The organism is Pantoea sp. GbtcB22, assembly GCF_019091025.1.
Classification (GTDB): Bacteria; Pseudomonadota; Gammaproteobacteria; order Enterobacterales; family Enterobacteriaceae; genus Pantoea; species Pantoea leporis.
This window is the reverse complement of sequence record NZ_JAGXKB010000001.1, coordinates 190,457-206,576: the sequence shown is the minus strand read 5'-3', so window position 1 is coordinate 206,576 and position 16,120 is coordinate 190,457. Positions and strand designations below refer to the sequence as shown.

Sequence of the window (16,120 nt, the reverse complement as noted above, 5' to 3'; positions counted from 1 at the left end):
GTTTATCGGCAATTGTTTACATTTTTGCTACAGCGTAGCGTAAGCGAGACGAGAAGCAGGTTTTAAAACAATAACTATCGGAAGCAAAACATGAAGATTAGAGCATCTGTCGCCCTTTCCCTGCTGCTGGCAGCGGGTATTGGCCAGGCCAGCGCCGCCGCGCTGGACGCCAGCCACACCAACCAGGTAATGACCAGCGTCAAAAATAGCATCAGCGCGCAGCACAGCACCGGCTGTGTAGCGGTGGTTGATACCAGCGGTACGCTGCTGGCCTTCCAGCGCCTTGACGGCGCATCGCCGGGCTGCGTCGATGCCGCCATTGGTAAAGCGCGCACCTCGGCGCTGTATCACGCCCCTTCCCTGAAATTTATGCAGCGTCTGCAGAGCGGCGAAACCACGGTTCTCGCCATCCCGCACGCGGTGGCGCTCGGCGGCGGTTTCCCGCTCACGCTGCAGAATGAAGTGGTCGGCGCGGTTGGCGTCAGCACCCCCAAACAGGATCTGGATAATCAGGCTTCAGAGGCTGCCGCTCAGGCGCTGAAATAACTTTCGGGGATTTCCATGATGACTCTTTCACGCCGCCGGTTGCTGACCGGCACGGCGGGCCTGTTGGTGGCTGGCGTCCTGACGCAGGCGCTCCCCGGCAGCCTGGCCTTCGCCTCGCCACCGCTGGCCGCCGCAGTGGCACCGTCCGCCAGTTTTACTGCGATTTCCGTCCGATTAACCGGACTGGACCAGCCGGACGCCTTGCTGGCGCAGCGCCTCTACAGCTGGCTGCACGCGCATTTCCCGCAGCTGGACAGCCTGCTTGATACGCTCAGCGCGCTACTGCAGCAGCAACCTGCCGCCAACGGCAGCAGCCTGCTGACGCTGCTGAGTACCCAACCCAAAGCCCTCGGCGATCTTTATCAGGCGCTGGTTTCCGGCTGGTATCTCGGCGTTGTCGGCCCGCTGCCGCGCCCGCAATGTATCGCTTTTGAGAATATCGTCAGCTATCAGCTGGTGCGTGATTCCCTGTTACCACCGAGCTACGCGCCGGGGCAACCTAACTTCTGGACGCAGCCGCCTGCAAGGAGAGCACATGTCTGATTCATTAAGCGCCGATGTGGTGGTGATTGGCGCCGGCATTGCCGGTTCACTGGCGGCGCTGAAGATGGCCAAAGCAGGCGCTTCGGTATTGATGCTGGAGTCCGGTCCGGAGATTAAGCGCGATCAGGCGGTGGAGTATTTCCGCAACTCGCCGTTTAAGGGTGACTTCACCGAACCGTATCCGCCGCAGCCGTGGGCACCGCAGCCAAAATTCATTCCCAGCGATAACAATTACCTGATTCAAAAAGGCCCGGATCCCTATCGCGCCCAATATCTGCGCGGCACCGGCGGCACCACATGGCACTGGGCTGGACAGGCGTTCCGCCTGTTGCCGAACGATATGCGCATTCAGTCGCTGTACGGTATTGGCCGCGACTGGCCGATCAGCTATGACGAGCTGGAACCCTATTACTGCGACGCCGAATACCAGATGGGCGTGTCTGGTGACAGCGATCTGGCTTCACCGCGTTCGCGCCCTTATCCGTTACCGGGCATTCCGCTACCGTATGGCTTCGATCGTCTGAAGCAGCGACTCGGTCCGCTGGGTTATGAGGTGGGCATTGGTCCGCAGGCGCGTAACAGTGTCGCCTATGACGGTCGCCCGGCCTGCTGCGGCAACAACAACTGCATGCCGGTTTGCCCGATCGATGCGCAATACCACGGCGGCATCGCCGCGCGTAAGGCGCTGGATGCCGGTGTCAAAATCGTCACTAATGCGGTGGTGTTCCGCATTGAGGCTGACGACAAAGGCACCATTCAGGCGGTGCACTATCTCGATCAGAACAAAGCGCGCCATCGCGTCACTGGCAAACAGTTTGTCCTGACCGCCAACGGCATCGAAAGCCCGAAAATCCTGCTGCTCTCCACCAGCGATCGCTACCCGAACGGCATCGCCAACAGTTCCGGCATGGTGGGCCGCAATCTGATGGATCATCCAGGATCGTCGGTAGAGTTCTACGCCGATGAGCCGGTGTGGTTTGGCCGTGGGCCGATGCGTCCTGGCAGCATCAACAATATGCGCGACGGCGATTTCCGTGGTGAGCGCTCGGCGCTGCGTATCGACCTCGCCAACACCTCGCCGGTGCGTTATCTCACCGAACGTCTGGTGCGTCAGGGCTATTACGGCAAGGCGCTTAACGACAAGCTGGCCTTCCAGGCCGAGCGTTTTGTTCAGCTCAAGTGTCTGCTGGAGATGCTGCCGGAGCCGCAGAACCGCGTCACGCTGAGCAAAACCGAGAAGGATGCCTGGGGCATTCCCCGCCTCGAGGTTTACTACCGCTTCCCGGACTACGTGCATCGCGGCTATGACCAGTCGATGATCGACTTCCAGCGCATGGTGAAAGAGATGGGCGGCACCGAGGCGGTCTACAGCAAACGCGGCGTCTACGACAACAACCAACATATCACCGGTACCATGATCATGGGCAGCAATCCGCAGGATTCGGTGGTGGATGGTCACTGTCGCACCCACGATCACCCGAACCTGTTTATCGCCGGTACCGGTATTATGCCGTCGGCCTCGACGGTCAACTCAACGCTGACCGGAACCGCGCTGGCGCTGCGTATGGCCGATAGCGTTCTGGCAAGCTTGTAAGGAGCACCCGATGAAACCTGTATTGATTCAGGCCGCTATCGCGGTGGTCCTGATGCAGTGCGCCGTGGCGCAGGCGGCAGACAATGCCGCTCAAATTAAGCGCGGCGAATATCTGGCGCGCGCCGGTGACTGTACCGCCTGTCATACCGCCACCAACGGCCCGCTGTTTGGCGGCGGCTTTGCGGTCAGTACGCCTTTCGGCCAGATCTGGGGCAGCAATATCTCCTCTGATAAGCAGTACGGTATCGGCAGCTGGAGTGACGATCAGTTCGTTGCTGCGGTGCGCGACGGCATTGGCAAAAACGGCGAGCAGCTCTATCCGGCGATGCCGTATGACTCCTTTACCAAAATGAAGCGCGACGATGTATTGGCAATCAAAGCCTATCTCATGTCGATGCCGCCGGTGCATCAGGCTTCACCGCAAACCGACCTGCCGTTCCCATTCAACCAACGCTGGGGCATGCGCTTCTGGAAGTGGTTTAACTTCGATAAAGGCGAATTGCAGAACGATACGCAGCAGAGCGCGCAGTGGAATAACGGCCGCTATCTGGTTGAAGCGCTGGCGCACTGCGGCACCTGCCATACGCCGCGTAATCTGACCATGGGCATGGACAACGATAAAGCATTGGCCGGCGGCGATCTCGGCGGCTGGATGGCTTACAACATCACACCCGATAAGCAGGCAGGCATCGGTGACTGGAGCCAGCAGCAGCTGGTGACCTACCTGAAAACCGGCTTTGTCGCCAACAAAGCCAGCGCCTCCGGGCCGATGGCCGAAGCGATTGAGCACAGCCTGCAATATCTGCCCGAGAGTGATCTGCAGGACATCGCCACCTATCTGCGCAGCGTTAAGCCGCAGCCGGACGCGCAGCAAACCCGTGCGCGCGACAGCTGGGGACAACCTTCCACCGCGCTGATTGCACTGCGCGGCGCCGATGATGCGACCCGCAATGCTCAGCCCGGCGCGGTGGTGTTTGCCGGTAACTGTGCCAGCTGTCACGGCGCGGAAGGTGCGGGATCGGGCAGCGGTTTCCATGCCTATCCATCGCTGTTCCACCACACCAGCACCGGCGCGGCAGATGCGCTGAACGTGGTATCGGTGGTCCTCAACGGTGTGCATCGCCATATGCGCGAGGGAGAAGTCTTTATGCCGCCTTTTGCGCCTGAGCTGAGTGACCAGCAGGTGGCTGACGTCAGTAACTTTGTTACCCAGCAGTTTGGTAATCCGGCGGCGGCCAAAGTGGATGCGAAGCAGGTAAAAGGGTTAAGAGAGGATGCAAAACTGGCTTCACCCCCGATTTACGGTCAGGGAGATAAGCCTTAATTACTGCACTCGGCGGCGCGGCGCGCGTCGCCGAGGTAACACGCGTTACTGATAATTCACCGTCACTTCACTGCTCACCACGCGTAAGCCGGGCGGCAATGCGCCCTTCCCCTTAAAGCCAAATGCAAGATGCAGCGTCTCTTCCGCCGCCACGTTGGCTAAGCCGCGCGTACTGCCGCTGGCGCCTTCAATCTCGACACAACGATCGCCCGCACATAAGCGCACCACCAAACCCGAGGGCGCAGGACGGCTGAGCTGATAACGCCAGTACACCAGCGAAATATTGCCCGGCGCGCTGGAAGGCGCACGCAGCGCAGGCGTCATCAGCCAGTTACCGCGCACGCCAAGGCTTGGGCCGCTGGCGTTGGCTGTCCAGGCACCGCTGGACGCATCAACAGCCAGCGGCAGCGCCATCAACGGCATCAGCATTAATGCCCAGCACCAGCGACGCATTACTTGCCTCCAATGGTGGCGGTCATGCGGATTTGACGGTTGTCGGTCAGCTCCATATTCGACAGCACAATCAGCTGCGGCAGATTGCGCCGCAGGAAGCGTGCCAGCAAGGCACGCAGCGGATGATTGACCAGCAGCACCGGCGGCGCGCCTGCCATCTCTTGCTGCTGCAGTGCGCCTTGCGCCTGCACCAGTAAGCGATCTGCCAGACCTGGCTCGAGTCCACCGCCACCTTGCAGCGCCTGCAGCAACAGGCGTTCCAGCGTGGCATCCAGGCCGATCACCTGCACTTCGCCGTTGCCCGGGAACCACTGTTGGGTAATCGCCCGTCCCAGCGCCACACGCACAACGCTGGTGAGCTCTTGCGGATCGTTCTGCACTGGCGCATGTTCCGCCAGCGTTTCAATAATGGTGCGCATATCGCGAATCGAGACGCGCTCGGTCAGCAGGTTTTGCAGCACTTTGTGCAGCGTAGTCAGCGTGATGACACCCGGCACCAGATCTTCGGTCAGCTTCGGCATCTCTTGCGTGACGCGATCCAACAGCTGCTGCGCTTCCTGACGGCCAAACAGCTCGCTGGCGTATTGGCCAATCAGGTGATTGAGGTGCGTCGCCACCACGGTGCTGGCTTCCACCACGGTAAAGCCCTGAATCTGCGCCTGCTCTTTCAGGGCGCTGTCGATCCAGATCGCCGCCAGACCAAAGGCCGGATCGACGGTTGGCTCGCCCGGCAGCGAACCAGCGGCGGTGCCGGGGTTGATCGCCATCCAGCGGCCCGGATAAGCGTCGCCGCTGCCAATTTCTACGCCTTTCATCAGGATGCGGTAACGCGCGGGTGGCAGCTCCATGTTGTCACGGATATGCACCACCGGCGGCAGGAAGCCCACCTCTTGTGCCACCTTCTTACGAATACTGCGGATACGCCCCAAAAGTTCGCCGTTTTGCAGGTGATCGACCATCGGAATCAGGCGATAACCCACTTCCATACCGAGCGAATCTTCCAGCTGCACATCGGTCCACGACGCTTCCACCGTGGCCGGCGTTTCCTGGGTTTTCACCAGGCTTGAGGCTTCGGTTGGTTTCTTCGGCTGCATTTCGCGACCGCGTAACCACCAGGCAAGTCCTAATAGCGCAGCGGTAAACAGCAGGAACACCAGGTTTGGCATGCCCGGCACCAGGCCGAGCAAACCAATCACGCCGCCGCTCAGCATCAGCACGCGCGGGTTCTTGAATAGCTGCGTTACCATCTGCTCGCCGACGTCCTGATCGGTGCCCACGCGCGTTACGATGACACCTGCGGCGGTGGAGATCACCAGCGCCGGAATCTGTGCTACCAGGCCGTCACCGATGGTCAACAGCGTGTAAGTTTCACCGGCGTGACCGAGATCCATGCCGTGCTGCACCACGCCGACCAACAGGCCGCCGATGATGTTGATCACCATGATAAGGATGCCGGCGATGGCGTCACCACGAACGAACTTACTCGCACCGTCCATTGAGCCGTAGAAATCGGCTTCCTGCGTCACTTCGGTACGGCGTTGCTTGGCTTCCTGCTCGCCAATCAAGCCGGCGTTGAGGTCAGCATCAATCGCCATCTGCTTACCGGGCATCCCATCCAGCACAAAACGCGCGCCGACTTCGGCGATACGTCCCGCACCCTTGGTGATAACCATGAAGTTGATGATAACGAGGATGATGAACACCACGATACCGATGGCGAAGTTACCGCCAACGAGGAAGTGACCGAAGGCTTCCACCACGCGTCCGGCCGCATCGGCGCCGGTGTGGCCTTCCAGCAGAATGATACGGGTTGACGCAACGTTCAGCGCCAGACGCAGCAGCGTCGAGAACAGCAGAATGGTCGGGAAGGCGGCGAACTCCAGCGTGCGCTGGGTGAACATCGCCACCAGCAGCACCATGATCGACAGCGCAATGTTAAAGGTGAACAGCAGGTCAAGAATGAATGCGGGTAACGGCAGCACCATCATCGACAAGATCAACATGATCAGTACCGGGCCCGCCAGCACCTGCCATTGCGTGTCTTTAAAGTTGCCCGGTAAACGCAGCTTCTCGGCTAAATTAGCCATCGTTAGTGTTCTCTCCTGCAAAGTCCATGTCTGCCGGAACCGGCAGGTTTTTTGGTTTGTTTGGAATCAGGCCGCCTTCGCGCTTCCAGCGTCGCAGCTGCCAAACCCAGGCCAGCACTTCCGCTACCGCGCCATACAGCGCGCCGGGGATGAACTGACCAATTTCAGTGTGTCGATACAACGCACGCGCCAGCGGCGGTGCTTCAAGAATCGGGATGCGGTGCTCTTTGGCGAGCTCACGAATCTTCAGGGCGATATCGCCCGCGCCTTTGGCCACCACTTTGGGCGCGCTCATCTTGCCTTCCTGATACTTCAGCGCCACCGAGTAGTGCGTCGGGTTAGTGACGATAACGTCGGCTTTCGGTACATCGGCCATCATGCGACGGCGTGCCGCCGCGCGCATCGCCTGGCGAATACGCCCTTTAACGTGCGGGTCGCCTTCGTTTTGTTTATGTTCGTCGCGGATCTCCTGGCGTGTCATCTTCAGCTTTTTGAAGTAGCTGTAGAGCTGCCAGAACACATCAAAACCCACCATCGGGAACAGGCCCAGCATGATCAGCCCACAGCAGGCGGCGATCATCGACAAACCATGATGTAGCGCGTTGATCGGCGATTCGCTCATCAAACGCAGCATCTCTTCCCAATGGCTCCAGATGTACCAGCCAGCCACCAGCCCAACCAGCACCGCTTTCATGATCGATTTCACCAGCTCTGCAGCGGTTTGGCCGGAGAACATGCGGCCAATACCGGTGAGCGGGTTGAGCTTTTTGAGATCGAACTTAATGGATTTGCCGCTGAAGTTAAGGCCGCCCAGCGCCATCGGCCCGGCAATCGCCACCACCACTAAGCCGCCCATCAGCGGCAGCAGCGCGATCACAGCCTGCTTAATCAGGCTGCCGATATGACCAATGATCACTTTGTCATCGTTCACCATGCCGTGATCAAAACGAAATCCGGTGGCGACCATGCTGGCCAGACGCTCCGCCATGCTGTTGCCGCCGACCCACAGGATCAGCAATCCAATCAACAGCATCATCACTGAAGTCAGCTCGCGCGAACGCGGAATCTGCCCCTCCTCACGCGCTTTTTCAAGTCGGTGGGGCGTGGGCGATTCTGTTTTGTCCTCGTTACTCTCTTCAGCCACGACTTACCTCAGCTGGCAGGAATTCTGAGCATAGAATGCCAAAACCCTGACAGGCTAAAGCGCGGATTAAAGGGGGGAAATGTGAGCTTATTTAGCCATAAGTGAAATTGCGGGCTGATTGGTCGCCATAAATGGCGCCGCTACATTGCTCGAATGTGCATTAATCCTGACCGGTTGGCGATAAAAGTGCACCACGTCACCCACCAACAATAACGCCGGCGATTGGGCTTGTTGCACCTCAACAGTGTGTGCCAGCTCAGCCAGCGTAGTGATCATCACCCGCTGATCGGCACGCGTGCCATTCTCAATGATTGCCACCGGCGTCTGCGCGTTGCGGCCCTGCGCCTGCAGCTGTGCGCTGATGCTGGCGCTCCACTTCAGCCCCATATAAAACACCAGCGTCTGGTTATTGGCGGCGAGGCTGGCATCATCCAGCTGCGGTTCACCGCTTTTGCCGTGACCGGTAATTAACCGCAGCGACTGTGCGCAATCACGGTGCGTTAGCGGAATGCCGCTGGCTGCCGCGCATCCGGCGGCGGCGGTAATACCCGGCACGATCTGGCAGGCTATTCCCGCCTGTTGCAGATAGAGCATCTCTTCACCGCCGCGCCCGAAAATAAAGGGATCGCCGCCTTTGAGCCGCACCACTTGCCGCCCGCTGCGGGCTAAATCCACCAGCAGCTGATTAGTTTGCACCTGCTTTAACCCGTGGCTGCCGGGCTTCTTGCCGACATCAATCGCCAGCGTCTCCGGCGGCACTTCCGCCATGATCGCCTCGCTCACCAACCGGTCATACACCACAACGTCGGCGCTGTTGATCAGCCTCCATGCTTTTAAGGTGAGCAGTTCTACGTCTCCCGGCCCAGCCCCAACCAGCCAGACGCCACCTTGCGCGTGTTCGCCGTCACGCGGATTAAACAGCTTGTCGAGGGATTCACTGGCTTGCGTCATGATGTTTTCCGTTACTGCGCCACGCGCAGAGATGAGAGCAGTTGTTTGAGCTCCGGGATACAGGAGCCACAGTTGGTGCCGCATTTCAACACCGCGCCGAGCGCTGCCGGGGAATCACAGCCCTCAGCGATGGCCCGGCGAATCGCCACTTCACCGACGCCAAAGCAGCTGCAAAGGGTACGTCCGTGGCTGCCGCCCTGCGCCGGTCGCCCGCCCAACAGCGCATGTCGCTGCTGCGGCAAATCGGGCGGCTGGCTGAAGGCCCGCGCGATAAATGGGTGATCGATGTCTGGTAGCCAGGGCGCGGCATAAAAGGCGCATGCCAACTTGCCCTCGCGCCAGCCAAGCCAGTGCAATTGCTGTCCCGCCTGCGCCTGCTGCCATTGCAATGCGGACATGCCCGGCAGTTGCATCAGCCATTCGCCAGCATGAGCGCTGCCCGCCAGCACATAGCGCTGCACGCCGGGCTGTGGGGCTCGCGACCAGTAGAGTAGTGCAGGCGGCGTGATGATGTCCGGCAGCCACAGCCAGCCTTGCCACGCTGGACGCAGTAGTTGCAAGCGCACCGCCGTTTGTTTTAACGCTGGCTGAGCGGAATCGGGACAACAGCTGGCCGCGACTAATCCATCGACGTTGGCCTGCCCGCTGAACTGTCTTGTCCAGTGCATCGGCACAAAGATTTGCCCACGCTGCAGGCCGCTGTCGAGGGTGACGCGTCCGCTGCACCAGCCCAGCGCCGACTGCACGCGCGTCACATCGCCGTGGCTCAAGCCGTACGCCGCCGCATCCAGCGGATTTAGCGCGACAAAGGGTTCATCGTAATGCTGCATCAGTCGCGGCACGTTGCCGGTGCGCGTCATGGTGTGCCACTGATCGCGGATGCGGCCGGTATTCATCAGCAGCGGATAATCAGTGGTCATGAGGGTTTTAACCGGTATCGCGGGCGGCAGCAGACGCGCTTTTCCATCGGCATGGTAAAAGCGGCGATCGGCAAACAGCCGCGCGGTGCCGTTGGGTGACGCGGCAGTGATCGGCCACTGCACCGGGGCTAACTGGTCATATTGCTCACGCGTGATGGTTGCCAGCGCGCTGATATCAAAGGCGCGCGTGCCGCGATTCTCAAAACCAGACAGCGCGGCATGCTCGGCGAAAATCTCGCCTGGATGCTGCCAGGCAAAGGCCGCGCCAAAACCGAGTCGCTGCGCCACCTGCGCCAGCAGCCACCAATCCGCTTTGGCCTCACCGGCTGGCGCAATAAAACTGCGCTGGCGTGAGATACGCCGCTCCGAATTGGTCACGGTGCCGTTTTTCTCGCCCCATGCCTGCGCCGGCAGTAGCACATCAGCAAATTGTGCCGTGTCGCTGTGGGCGCTGACTTCCGACACCACCACCAGCTCGCATTTCGCCAGCGCGTGCGCCACGCGGTTACCTTCCGGCATCGAAACGGCAGGATTGGTACCCATGATCCACACTGCCTTGACGTCGCCGCGTTCGATGGCATTGAACAGATAAACTGCCGTCAGTCCCGGCTGCTGCGCAACACGATCGCTCCGCCAAAAGCGCGCAACACGATCAACCTCTGCTGCGCTAAAGCCCATGTGCGCCGCCAGCTGATTGGCTAAGCCGCCCACTTCACGGCCGCCCATGGCGTTGGGCTGTCCGGTCAGCGAAAACGGTCCGCAGCCCGCACGGCCGATTTTGCCGCTGAGCAGATGCGCATTGAGGATGGCGTTGTTGTTATCGCTGCCGGTTTGTGACTGATTGATGCCCATGCACCACAGCGTCAGCACGCGCGGCTGCGCTGCGAACAGCTGCCAAAATGCCACAATGTCATGCTCACTCAGCTGGCAGGCAGCGGCGACCGTCGCCACATCCCACGCCTCACAGGCGGCTAAGGTCGCTTCCACATTGGCCAGATGCGGCAACATACTGGCATCGATACCCGCATGGTGCGCCAGCCAGTTCAGCAGCCCGGCAAACAGCGCGCTATCAGATCCCGGTTGCAGCGCCAGATGAACATCAGCAAGGTCACAGCTGGCAGTACGACGCGGATCGATCACCACCAGCTGCATCTCAGGGCGTTCGGCTTTGGCCTGCACCAGCCGCTGCCACGCCACTGGATGCGCCCATGCCGCGTTGGAGCCGACTAACACCACAACATCGGCTTGTTCAAGATCGTCATAGCAGCACGGCACCGCATCGGCACCGAAAGCGCGTTTGTAACCCACCACCGCCGAAGCCATACACAGCCGTGAATTGGTATCGATGTTGGCAGAGCCAATAAAGCCCTTCATCAGCTTATTGGCGGTGTAATAATCCTCCGTTAGCAGTTGACCGGAGCCGTAAAAGGCCACCGCCTGCGGGCCATGTTGATCGATGATGCGCCGGAAACCCGCCGCCACATGGTCCAGTGCGGCATCGATACTGACGCGCTGACCATCAATCTGCGGCCAGAGCAAACGACCGTCATGCATCAGGGTCTCGCCCAGCGCTGAACCTTTGACGCACAGCCGACCGAAATTAGCCGGATGCTGGCGGTCGCCGCTCACCGGCGCATCGAGGGCTTTCACCTCCACGCCACAGCCCACGCCGCAGTACGGACAGGTGGTTTTCATGAGGCCGCCGCCAGCGCAATAATCGGCTGATGCCCGAGCCACACTTTGCCGCCCTCCACGCGCACCGGCCAGCAGCGCAGCTGATGCTCGGCGTTATCGAGACTTTGTCCGTCGCGCAGCCGCACGCGCTGCTTGTAGAGCGGTGATATCACCACCGGCTCGCCCGCTACGTCGCCGAGAATGCCACGCGACAGCACGCTGGCTTGCGTGCCGGGCTCAATATCTTCCAGCGCATAAATCGCCTCGCCCAAGCGGAACAAGGCCACACGCTGACCGCCTAACCGCGCACCCATGCCCGCAGACGGCGGGATAGCGTCGACAAGGCAAATGGCACTCCAGGGTTCTGCCGGCAACGTGGTAACGGGAATGCTGTCCGCCGTCGCGGGCTGACGCTGACCGCGCACCTGCACATAGTTGAGCGTCTCGTCAGGCTGCTCGCTGTTGACGGTGGCGGTAAACAAGGCGCGACGCGAAGGATCCTGCAGCGTGCTGTGCCATTCGCACTGATAGCGCTCCACCACGCGCTGCATCTCCTGCTCCAGTTGCACGGCTATACCGAGTGAATCTTCGATCACCACCTGACGCAGGTAGTCGAGTCCGCCTTCCATGTTATCCATCCACACGCTGGTGCGCTGCAGACGATCGGCGGTGCGCACATAGAACATCAAGATGCGGTCAACGTAGCGCAGCAGCGTTTCATCATCGAGATCGCTGGCGAACAAATCGGCATGACGCGGTTTCATCCCGCCGTTGCCGCAGACATACAGGTTCCAGCCTTTTTCCGTGGCGATTACGCCAATGTCCTTGCTCTGCGCTTCAGCGCATTCACGCGTGCAGCCGGAAACCGCCATTTTAATTTTGTGCGGGGCGCGCAGCCCTTTGTAGCGATTCTCTAATGCGATGGCGAAGGCGGTAGAATCCTGCACGCCGTAACGGCACCAGGTTGACCCCACGCAGGATTTTACCGTGCGCAGCGATTTGCCATAAGCGTGACCGGTTTCAAAACCCGCCGCGATTAAGTGTTCCCAGATATCCGGTAACTGATCGAGCCGCGCACCGAACAGATCGATGCGCTGACCGCCGGTGATTTTGGTGTAGAGATCGTAACGAGCGGCTACTTCACCAATCGCAATTAGCCCTTGCGGCGTAATTTCACCGGCTGGCACACGCGGTACCACCGAATAGGTGCCATCTTTCTGGATGTTGGCGAAGTAGCGATCGTTGGTATCCTGCAGCGGCAGATGTTCGGGCTTCAGTAAGTAGTCATTCCAGCATGATGCCAGCAATGATCCCACCAGCGGCTTGCACACTTCACAGCCCTGTCCGCGCCCGTTGAGCTGTAATAGCTGCTCGAAGGTGCTGATGTTGCCGACGCTGATCAGGTGATAAAGCTCCTGACGCGAGTAGGCAAAGTGTTCACAGATATCCTTCTTCACTTCCACGCCCTGACTGGCGAGCTGGAACTCCATCACCTGTTTGACTAATGCGCTACACCCACCGCAGCCGGTTGCCGCTTTGGTGCAGCTTTTGATCGCCGCCATGTCACCGCAGCCGCCCTGCACTGCCCCGCAAATGTCCGCCTTGCTGACGTTATGGCACGAGCAGATTTGCGCGCTGTCTGGCAACGCCGCGACACCCAGCGCTTTAGCCGGCGCACCCGCTAACTGGGGCAAAATCAGGCTTTCCGGCTCTTCTGGTAACGGTAACTGATTCAGCATCATCTGCAGCAGGCTGGCGTAATCTGCGCTGTCGCCCACCAGCACGCCGCCAAGCAGCGTTTTGCGATCTTTGCACACCACCAGTTTTTTGTAGATGCCCTTTGGATTATCGATCCACTGATAACTTTGGCTGTCAGCGGTGCGCCCGTGCGCATCGCCAAATGACGCCACTTCCACGCCGAGCAGTTTCAGTTTCGTGCTCATGTCGGCACCGCTGAACGCCAGTTCTTCCTGCGCCAGCTGCGCCGCCAGTACGCGCGCCATTTGATATCCCGGCGCAACCAAACCGAAAATTTGCCCTTGCCACAGCGCGCATTCACCAATCGCATAGACATCTGCGGCGCTGGTGGCGCAAGCGTCGTTGATCAGAATGCCGCCGCGTTCACCCAGTTGCAGACCGGCGGCGCGCGCCAGTGCATCACGCGGACGAATACCCGCTGAAAATACCAGCAGGTCCGTTGCCAGCAGGCTGCCATCGGCAAAACGCAGCTGCAGGCTGCCATCCGGCAGACTCTCAATCGCTTCAGTTTGCTTGCTGGTATGAACTTGAACGCCCAGCGCGCTGATTTTGCCGCGCAGCATCTGCGCGCCGCCGTCATCCAATTGCACCGCCATCAGACGCGGCGCGAACTCCACCACATGGGTTTCCAGACCGAGCTGTTTCAATGCGTTGGCGGCTTCCAGTCCGAGCAGCCCGCCTCCAATCACCACCCCGCGCGTCGCATTACGGGCACAGTCAGCAATCGCATCCAGATCGGCCAGTGTGCGGTATACAAAACAACGCGCGTGATCGTGGCCGGGAACCGGCGGTACAAACGGCACCGAGCCGGTCGCCAGCACCAGTTTATCCCAGGTCAATTCCGCGCCGCTGGCATCACGCAGGCTGCGTTTTGCACTGTCAATTGCCACCACTTCACAACCGCTGCGCAGTTCGATGCCGTGTTGCTGAAAGAAGTTATCGCAGACCAGTGACAAATCGTCCGCGCTTTTACCGTTGAAGTATTCGGTAAGATGCACGCGATCGTAGGCCATCTGCGGCTCATCGCCGTATACCACGATGTGATAGTGCTGATGCAGTTCACGACTCACCAGCTGTTCGAGAAAATGGTGGCTGACCATGCCATGTCCAACCACGGCGAGAAGAGGTTTGCTCATCATCTGGCTTCCTGCAGCGCTTGGCTGCGTTGTGTTGTCGTCAAGACCGAACAGTGCGTTAATGCCCACCTGCGCGGCCTGTTGAAGTTGTGGTAGCAGCGTGCCTGCCGCCTGGCTGTCGCCAAACAGCAGCACGCCGCGCAGTGCGCCATTGCGCAAAAACAGTCGGCGATAGTGCTGGTGCAGCGGGTCAAAGCTGCTGATGGCGTCGCCTTCGCTGATATCGCCCGCACTGAACATCTCAATGCCGCTGACTTTCAGCCGCGTACCGTTTTCCTGATAGTGAAAGTCGGCCACGGGTTCACCCGCCAGTTGTGCTGCCAGCACGGCGGCCTGCGTCAGACAAGGCGCAATCAAGCCAAAGGTTTCGCCGCTGATTTCGCAGCACTCACCCAGCGCATACACATGCGGAAGCGCGGTTTGCAGTTGACGGTTAACCAGAATGCCGCGCTGGCAAGGCACGCCCGCCGCCTGCGCCAGCGCGATCTCCGGCAGCACGCCGATGGCGATCACCACCTGTTCCGCTGCGATAACCGCCCCATCGCCGAGCGTGACGCTTTCGGCGTCAATGGCCTGCAAAGTGACGCCGAGCCGACAGCGAATACCGCGCTGTGCCAGATGCTGCTGCAACAGCGCACCCGCTTTGGCATCCAGCTGGCGATCAAGCAGCCACGGACGATGATGCAGCAGCGTGACGTCACGTCCACGCTGACGCAGCGCCGCTGCGGCTTCCACGCCAATCAATCCGCCGCCCAGCAGCACCACCGGACCTTGCTGCGCGAGCATGGCCTCCACGTCTCGTACCGTGCGGAAACCCTGCACCTGTGGGCGATGGATGCCGGGCAGATCCGGCATGCGCGGCCTCGAACCGCAGGCGAACACCAGCTTGTCCCAGTGCAGTGTGCGCTGGTCGGTTTGTACTGTGCGCGTAGGGATATCTACCTGCAGCGCCTCTTCCCCCATCAGCAACTGCACCTGATGTGCCGCATACCATTCGGGTTCGTGGAGCACCGTGTCAGCAAAGGCTTTTTCGCCCGCCAGCACCGGCGACAGCAGCACCCGGTTGTAATTGCCGTGCGGCTCACGGCCAATCACCGTGATGGCGTAGCGACCCGGTGCACGTTGCAGCAAGATTTCCACCATGCGCATCGCCGCCATGCCGTTCCCGATCACTACCAGTCGCTGCAACATGGTTGTCCCCTTACGCCACAGCCGTTTGCTTTTCATACAGGAAATGCAGAATCCGCTGACGCAGCTGGTGATAGCGCGGCTCGTCGGCCAGCGCTACCCGTGAACGTGGACGCGGCAGGTCGATGTTGAGAATGTCACCGACCTGCGCGGCGGGGCCGTTGGTCATCATCAGCACGCGATCTGACAGCAACACCGCCTCATCGACATCGTGCGTAATCAGCACAATGGTGGTATTGAGCTCCTGCTGGATGCGCATCACGCTGTCTTGCAGATGGGCGCGCGTTAGCGCATCAAGCGCACCGAACGGTTCATCCAGCAGCAGCACTCGCGGCTGCATGGCCAGCGCACGCGCAATCCCGACACGCTGCTTCATGCCGCCGGAGATCTCCGACGGACGCTTATGCAGCGCGTGACTCATCTGCACGCGATTGAGGTTGTGTTCGATCCACTCGCTCATCTCGCTTTTGCTCATTTTTCCTTTGAACACTTGCTGCACCGCCAGCTCCACGTTTTGGTAGGCGGTCAGCCACGGCAGCAACGAATGGTTCTGGAACACCACCGCACGCTCCGGACCGGGACCGCTGATTTCGCGGTTGTCACACAGCAACACGCCGCTACTCGGCTGCGTCAGCCCGGCTATCAAATTGAGAAGCGTGGACTTTCCGCAGCCGGAGTGACCAATCAGGCTGAGGGTTTCACCTTCGTGGATATCAAAACTGACGTTATCGAGGGCGAGGAACTCGCCGCCTGCGGTATTGAAGCGCTGGCTGACCTGCTGTACGCGAATAATTGGATTCAT

Annotated in this window: 11 protein-coding genes; 4 read left to right on the top strand and 7 right to left on the bottom strand. The window is 60.1% G+C overall.

Annotated elements, in window-relative coordinates; genetic code table 11:
* The first annotated feature begins 90 nt into the window (after positions 1-90).
* From KVT28_RS00965 to KVT28_RS00950, 4 genes are read left to right on the top strand one after another with little or no spacing between them, the layout of a single operon-like run.
* Positions 91-546, top strand: coding sequence for a heme-binding protein (locus KVT28_RS00965; protein WP_192411672.1), 456 nt, complete (start codon positions 91-93; stop codon positions 544-546).
* 15 nt (positions 547-561) lie between these two features.
* Positions 562-1,089: a sugar dehydrogenase complex small subunit gene (locus KVT28_RS00960; protein WP_101764137.1), complete on the top strand. Its 528-nt coding sequence runs from the start codon at positions 562-564 to the stop codon at positions 1,087-1,089.
* Positions 1,082-2,683 (top strand): GMC family oxidoreductase, encoded by a 1,602-nt coding sequence (locus KVT28_RS00955; protein WP_217546382.1) that lies wholly within the window; start codon positions 1,082-1,084, stop codon positions 2,681-2,683. Before KVT28_RS00960 ends, KVT28_RS00955 begins: the two co-directional genes overlap by 8 nt.
* Positions 2,684-2,693: 10 nt before the next feature.
* A complete protein-coding gene (locus KVT28_RS00950) occupies positions 2,694-4,007 on the top strand; it encodes a cytochrome c (protein ID WP_217546379.1) in 1,314 nt (437 codons plus the stop codon).
* A 45-nt stretch (positions 4,008-4,052) separates the two neighbouring features.
* On the opposite strand, the gene KVT28_RS00945 is transcribed toward KVT28_RS00950, so the two are convergent.
* The 7 genes from KVT28_RS00945 to KVT28_RS00915 form a co-directional block, all read right to left on the bottom strand.
* Positions 4,053-4,460 (bottom strand): flagellar protein FlhE, encoded by a 408-nt coding sequence (locus KVT28_RS00945; protein ID WP_137385962.1) that lies wholly within the window; start codon positions 4,458-4,460, stop codon positions 4,053-4,055.
* The gene (gene flhA, locus KVT28_RS00940) at positions 4,460-6,547 is read right to left on the bottom strand and encodes a flagellar biosynthesis protein FlhA (RefSeq protein WP_008110540.1); all 2,088 of its coding nucleotides are present in this window, start codon (positions 6,545-6,547) and stop codon (positions 4,460-4,462) included. The genes KVT28_RS00945 and flhA overlap by 1 nt, the downstream gene beginning before the upstream one ends.
* The gene (flhB, locus tag KVT28_RS00935; protein ID WP_101764132.1) at positions 6,540-7,691 is read right to left on the bottom strand and encodes a flagellar biosynthesis protein FlhB; all 1,152 of its coding nucleotides are present in this window, start codon (positions 7,689-7,691) and stop codon (positions 6,540-6,542) included. The genes flhA and flhB overlap by 8 nt, the downstream gene beginning before the upstream one ends.
* 87 nt (positions 7,692-7,778) lie before the next feature.
* A complete protein-coding gene (cobA, locus tag KVT28_RS00930) occupies positions 7,779-8,642 on the bottom strand; it encodes a uroporphyrinogen-III C-methyltransferase (RefSeq protein ID WP_101764131.1) in 864 nt (287 codons plus the stop codon).
* An 11-nt stretch (positions 8,643-8,653) separates the two neighbouring features.
* Positions 8,654-11,257: a nitrate reductase gene (locus tag KVT28_RS00925; protein ID WP_110866335.1), complete on the bottom strand. Its 2,604-nt coding sequence runs from the start codon at positions 11,255-11,257 to the stop codon at positions 8,654-8,656.
* Complete coding sequence (gene nirB / locus KVT28_RS00920; RefSeq protein ID WP_217546378.1) at positions 11,254-15,321, bottom strand: nitrite reductase large subunit NirB; 4,068 nt, start codon at positions 15,319-15,321, stop codon at positions 11,254-11,256. Before nirB ends, KVT28_RS00925 begins: the two co-directional genes overlap by 4 nt.
* Positions 15,322-15,331: 10 nt before the next feature.
* Complete coding sequence (locus tag KVT28_RS00915; RefSeq protein ID WP_217547516.1) at positions 15,332-16,120, bottom strand: ABC transporter ATP-binding protein; 789 nt, start codon at positions 16,118-16,120, stop codon at positions 15,332-15,334.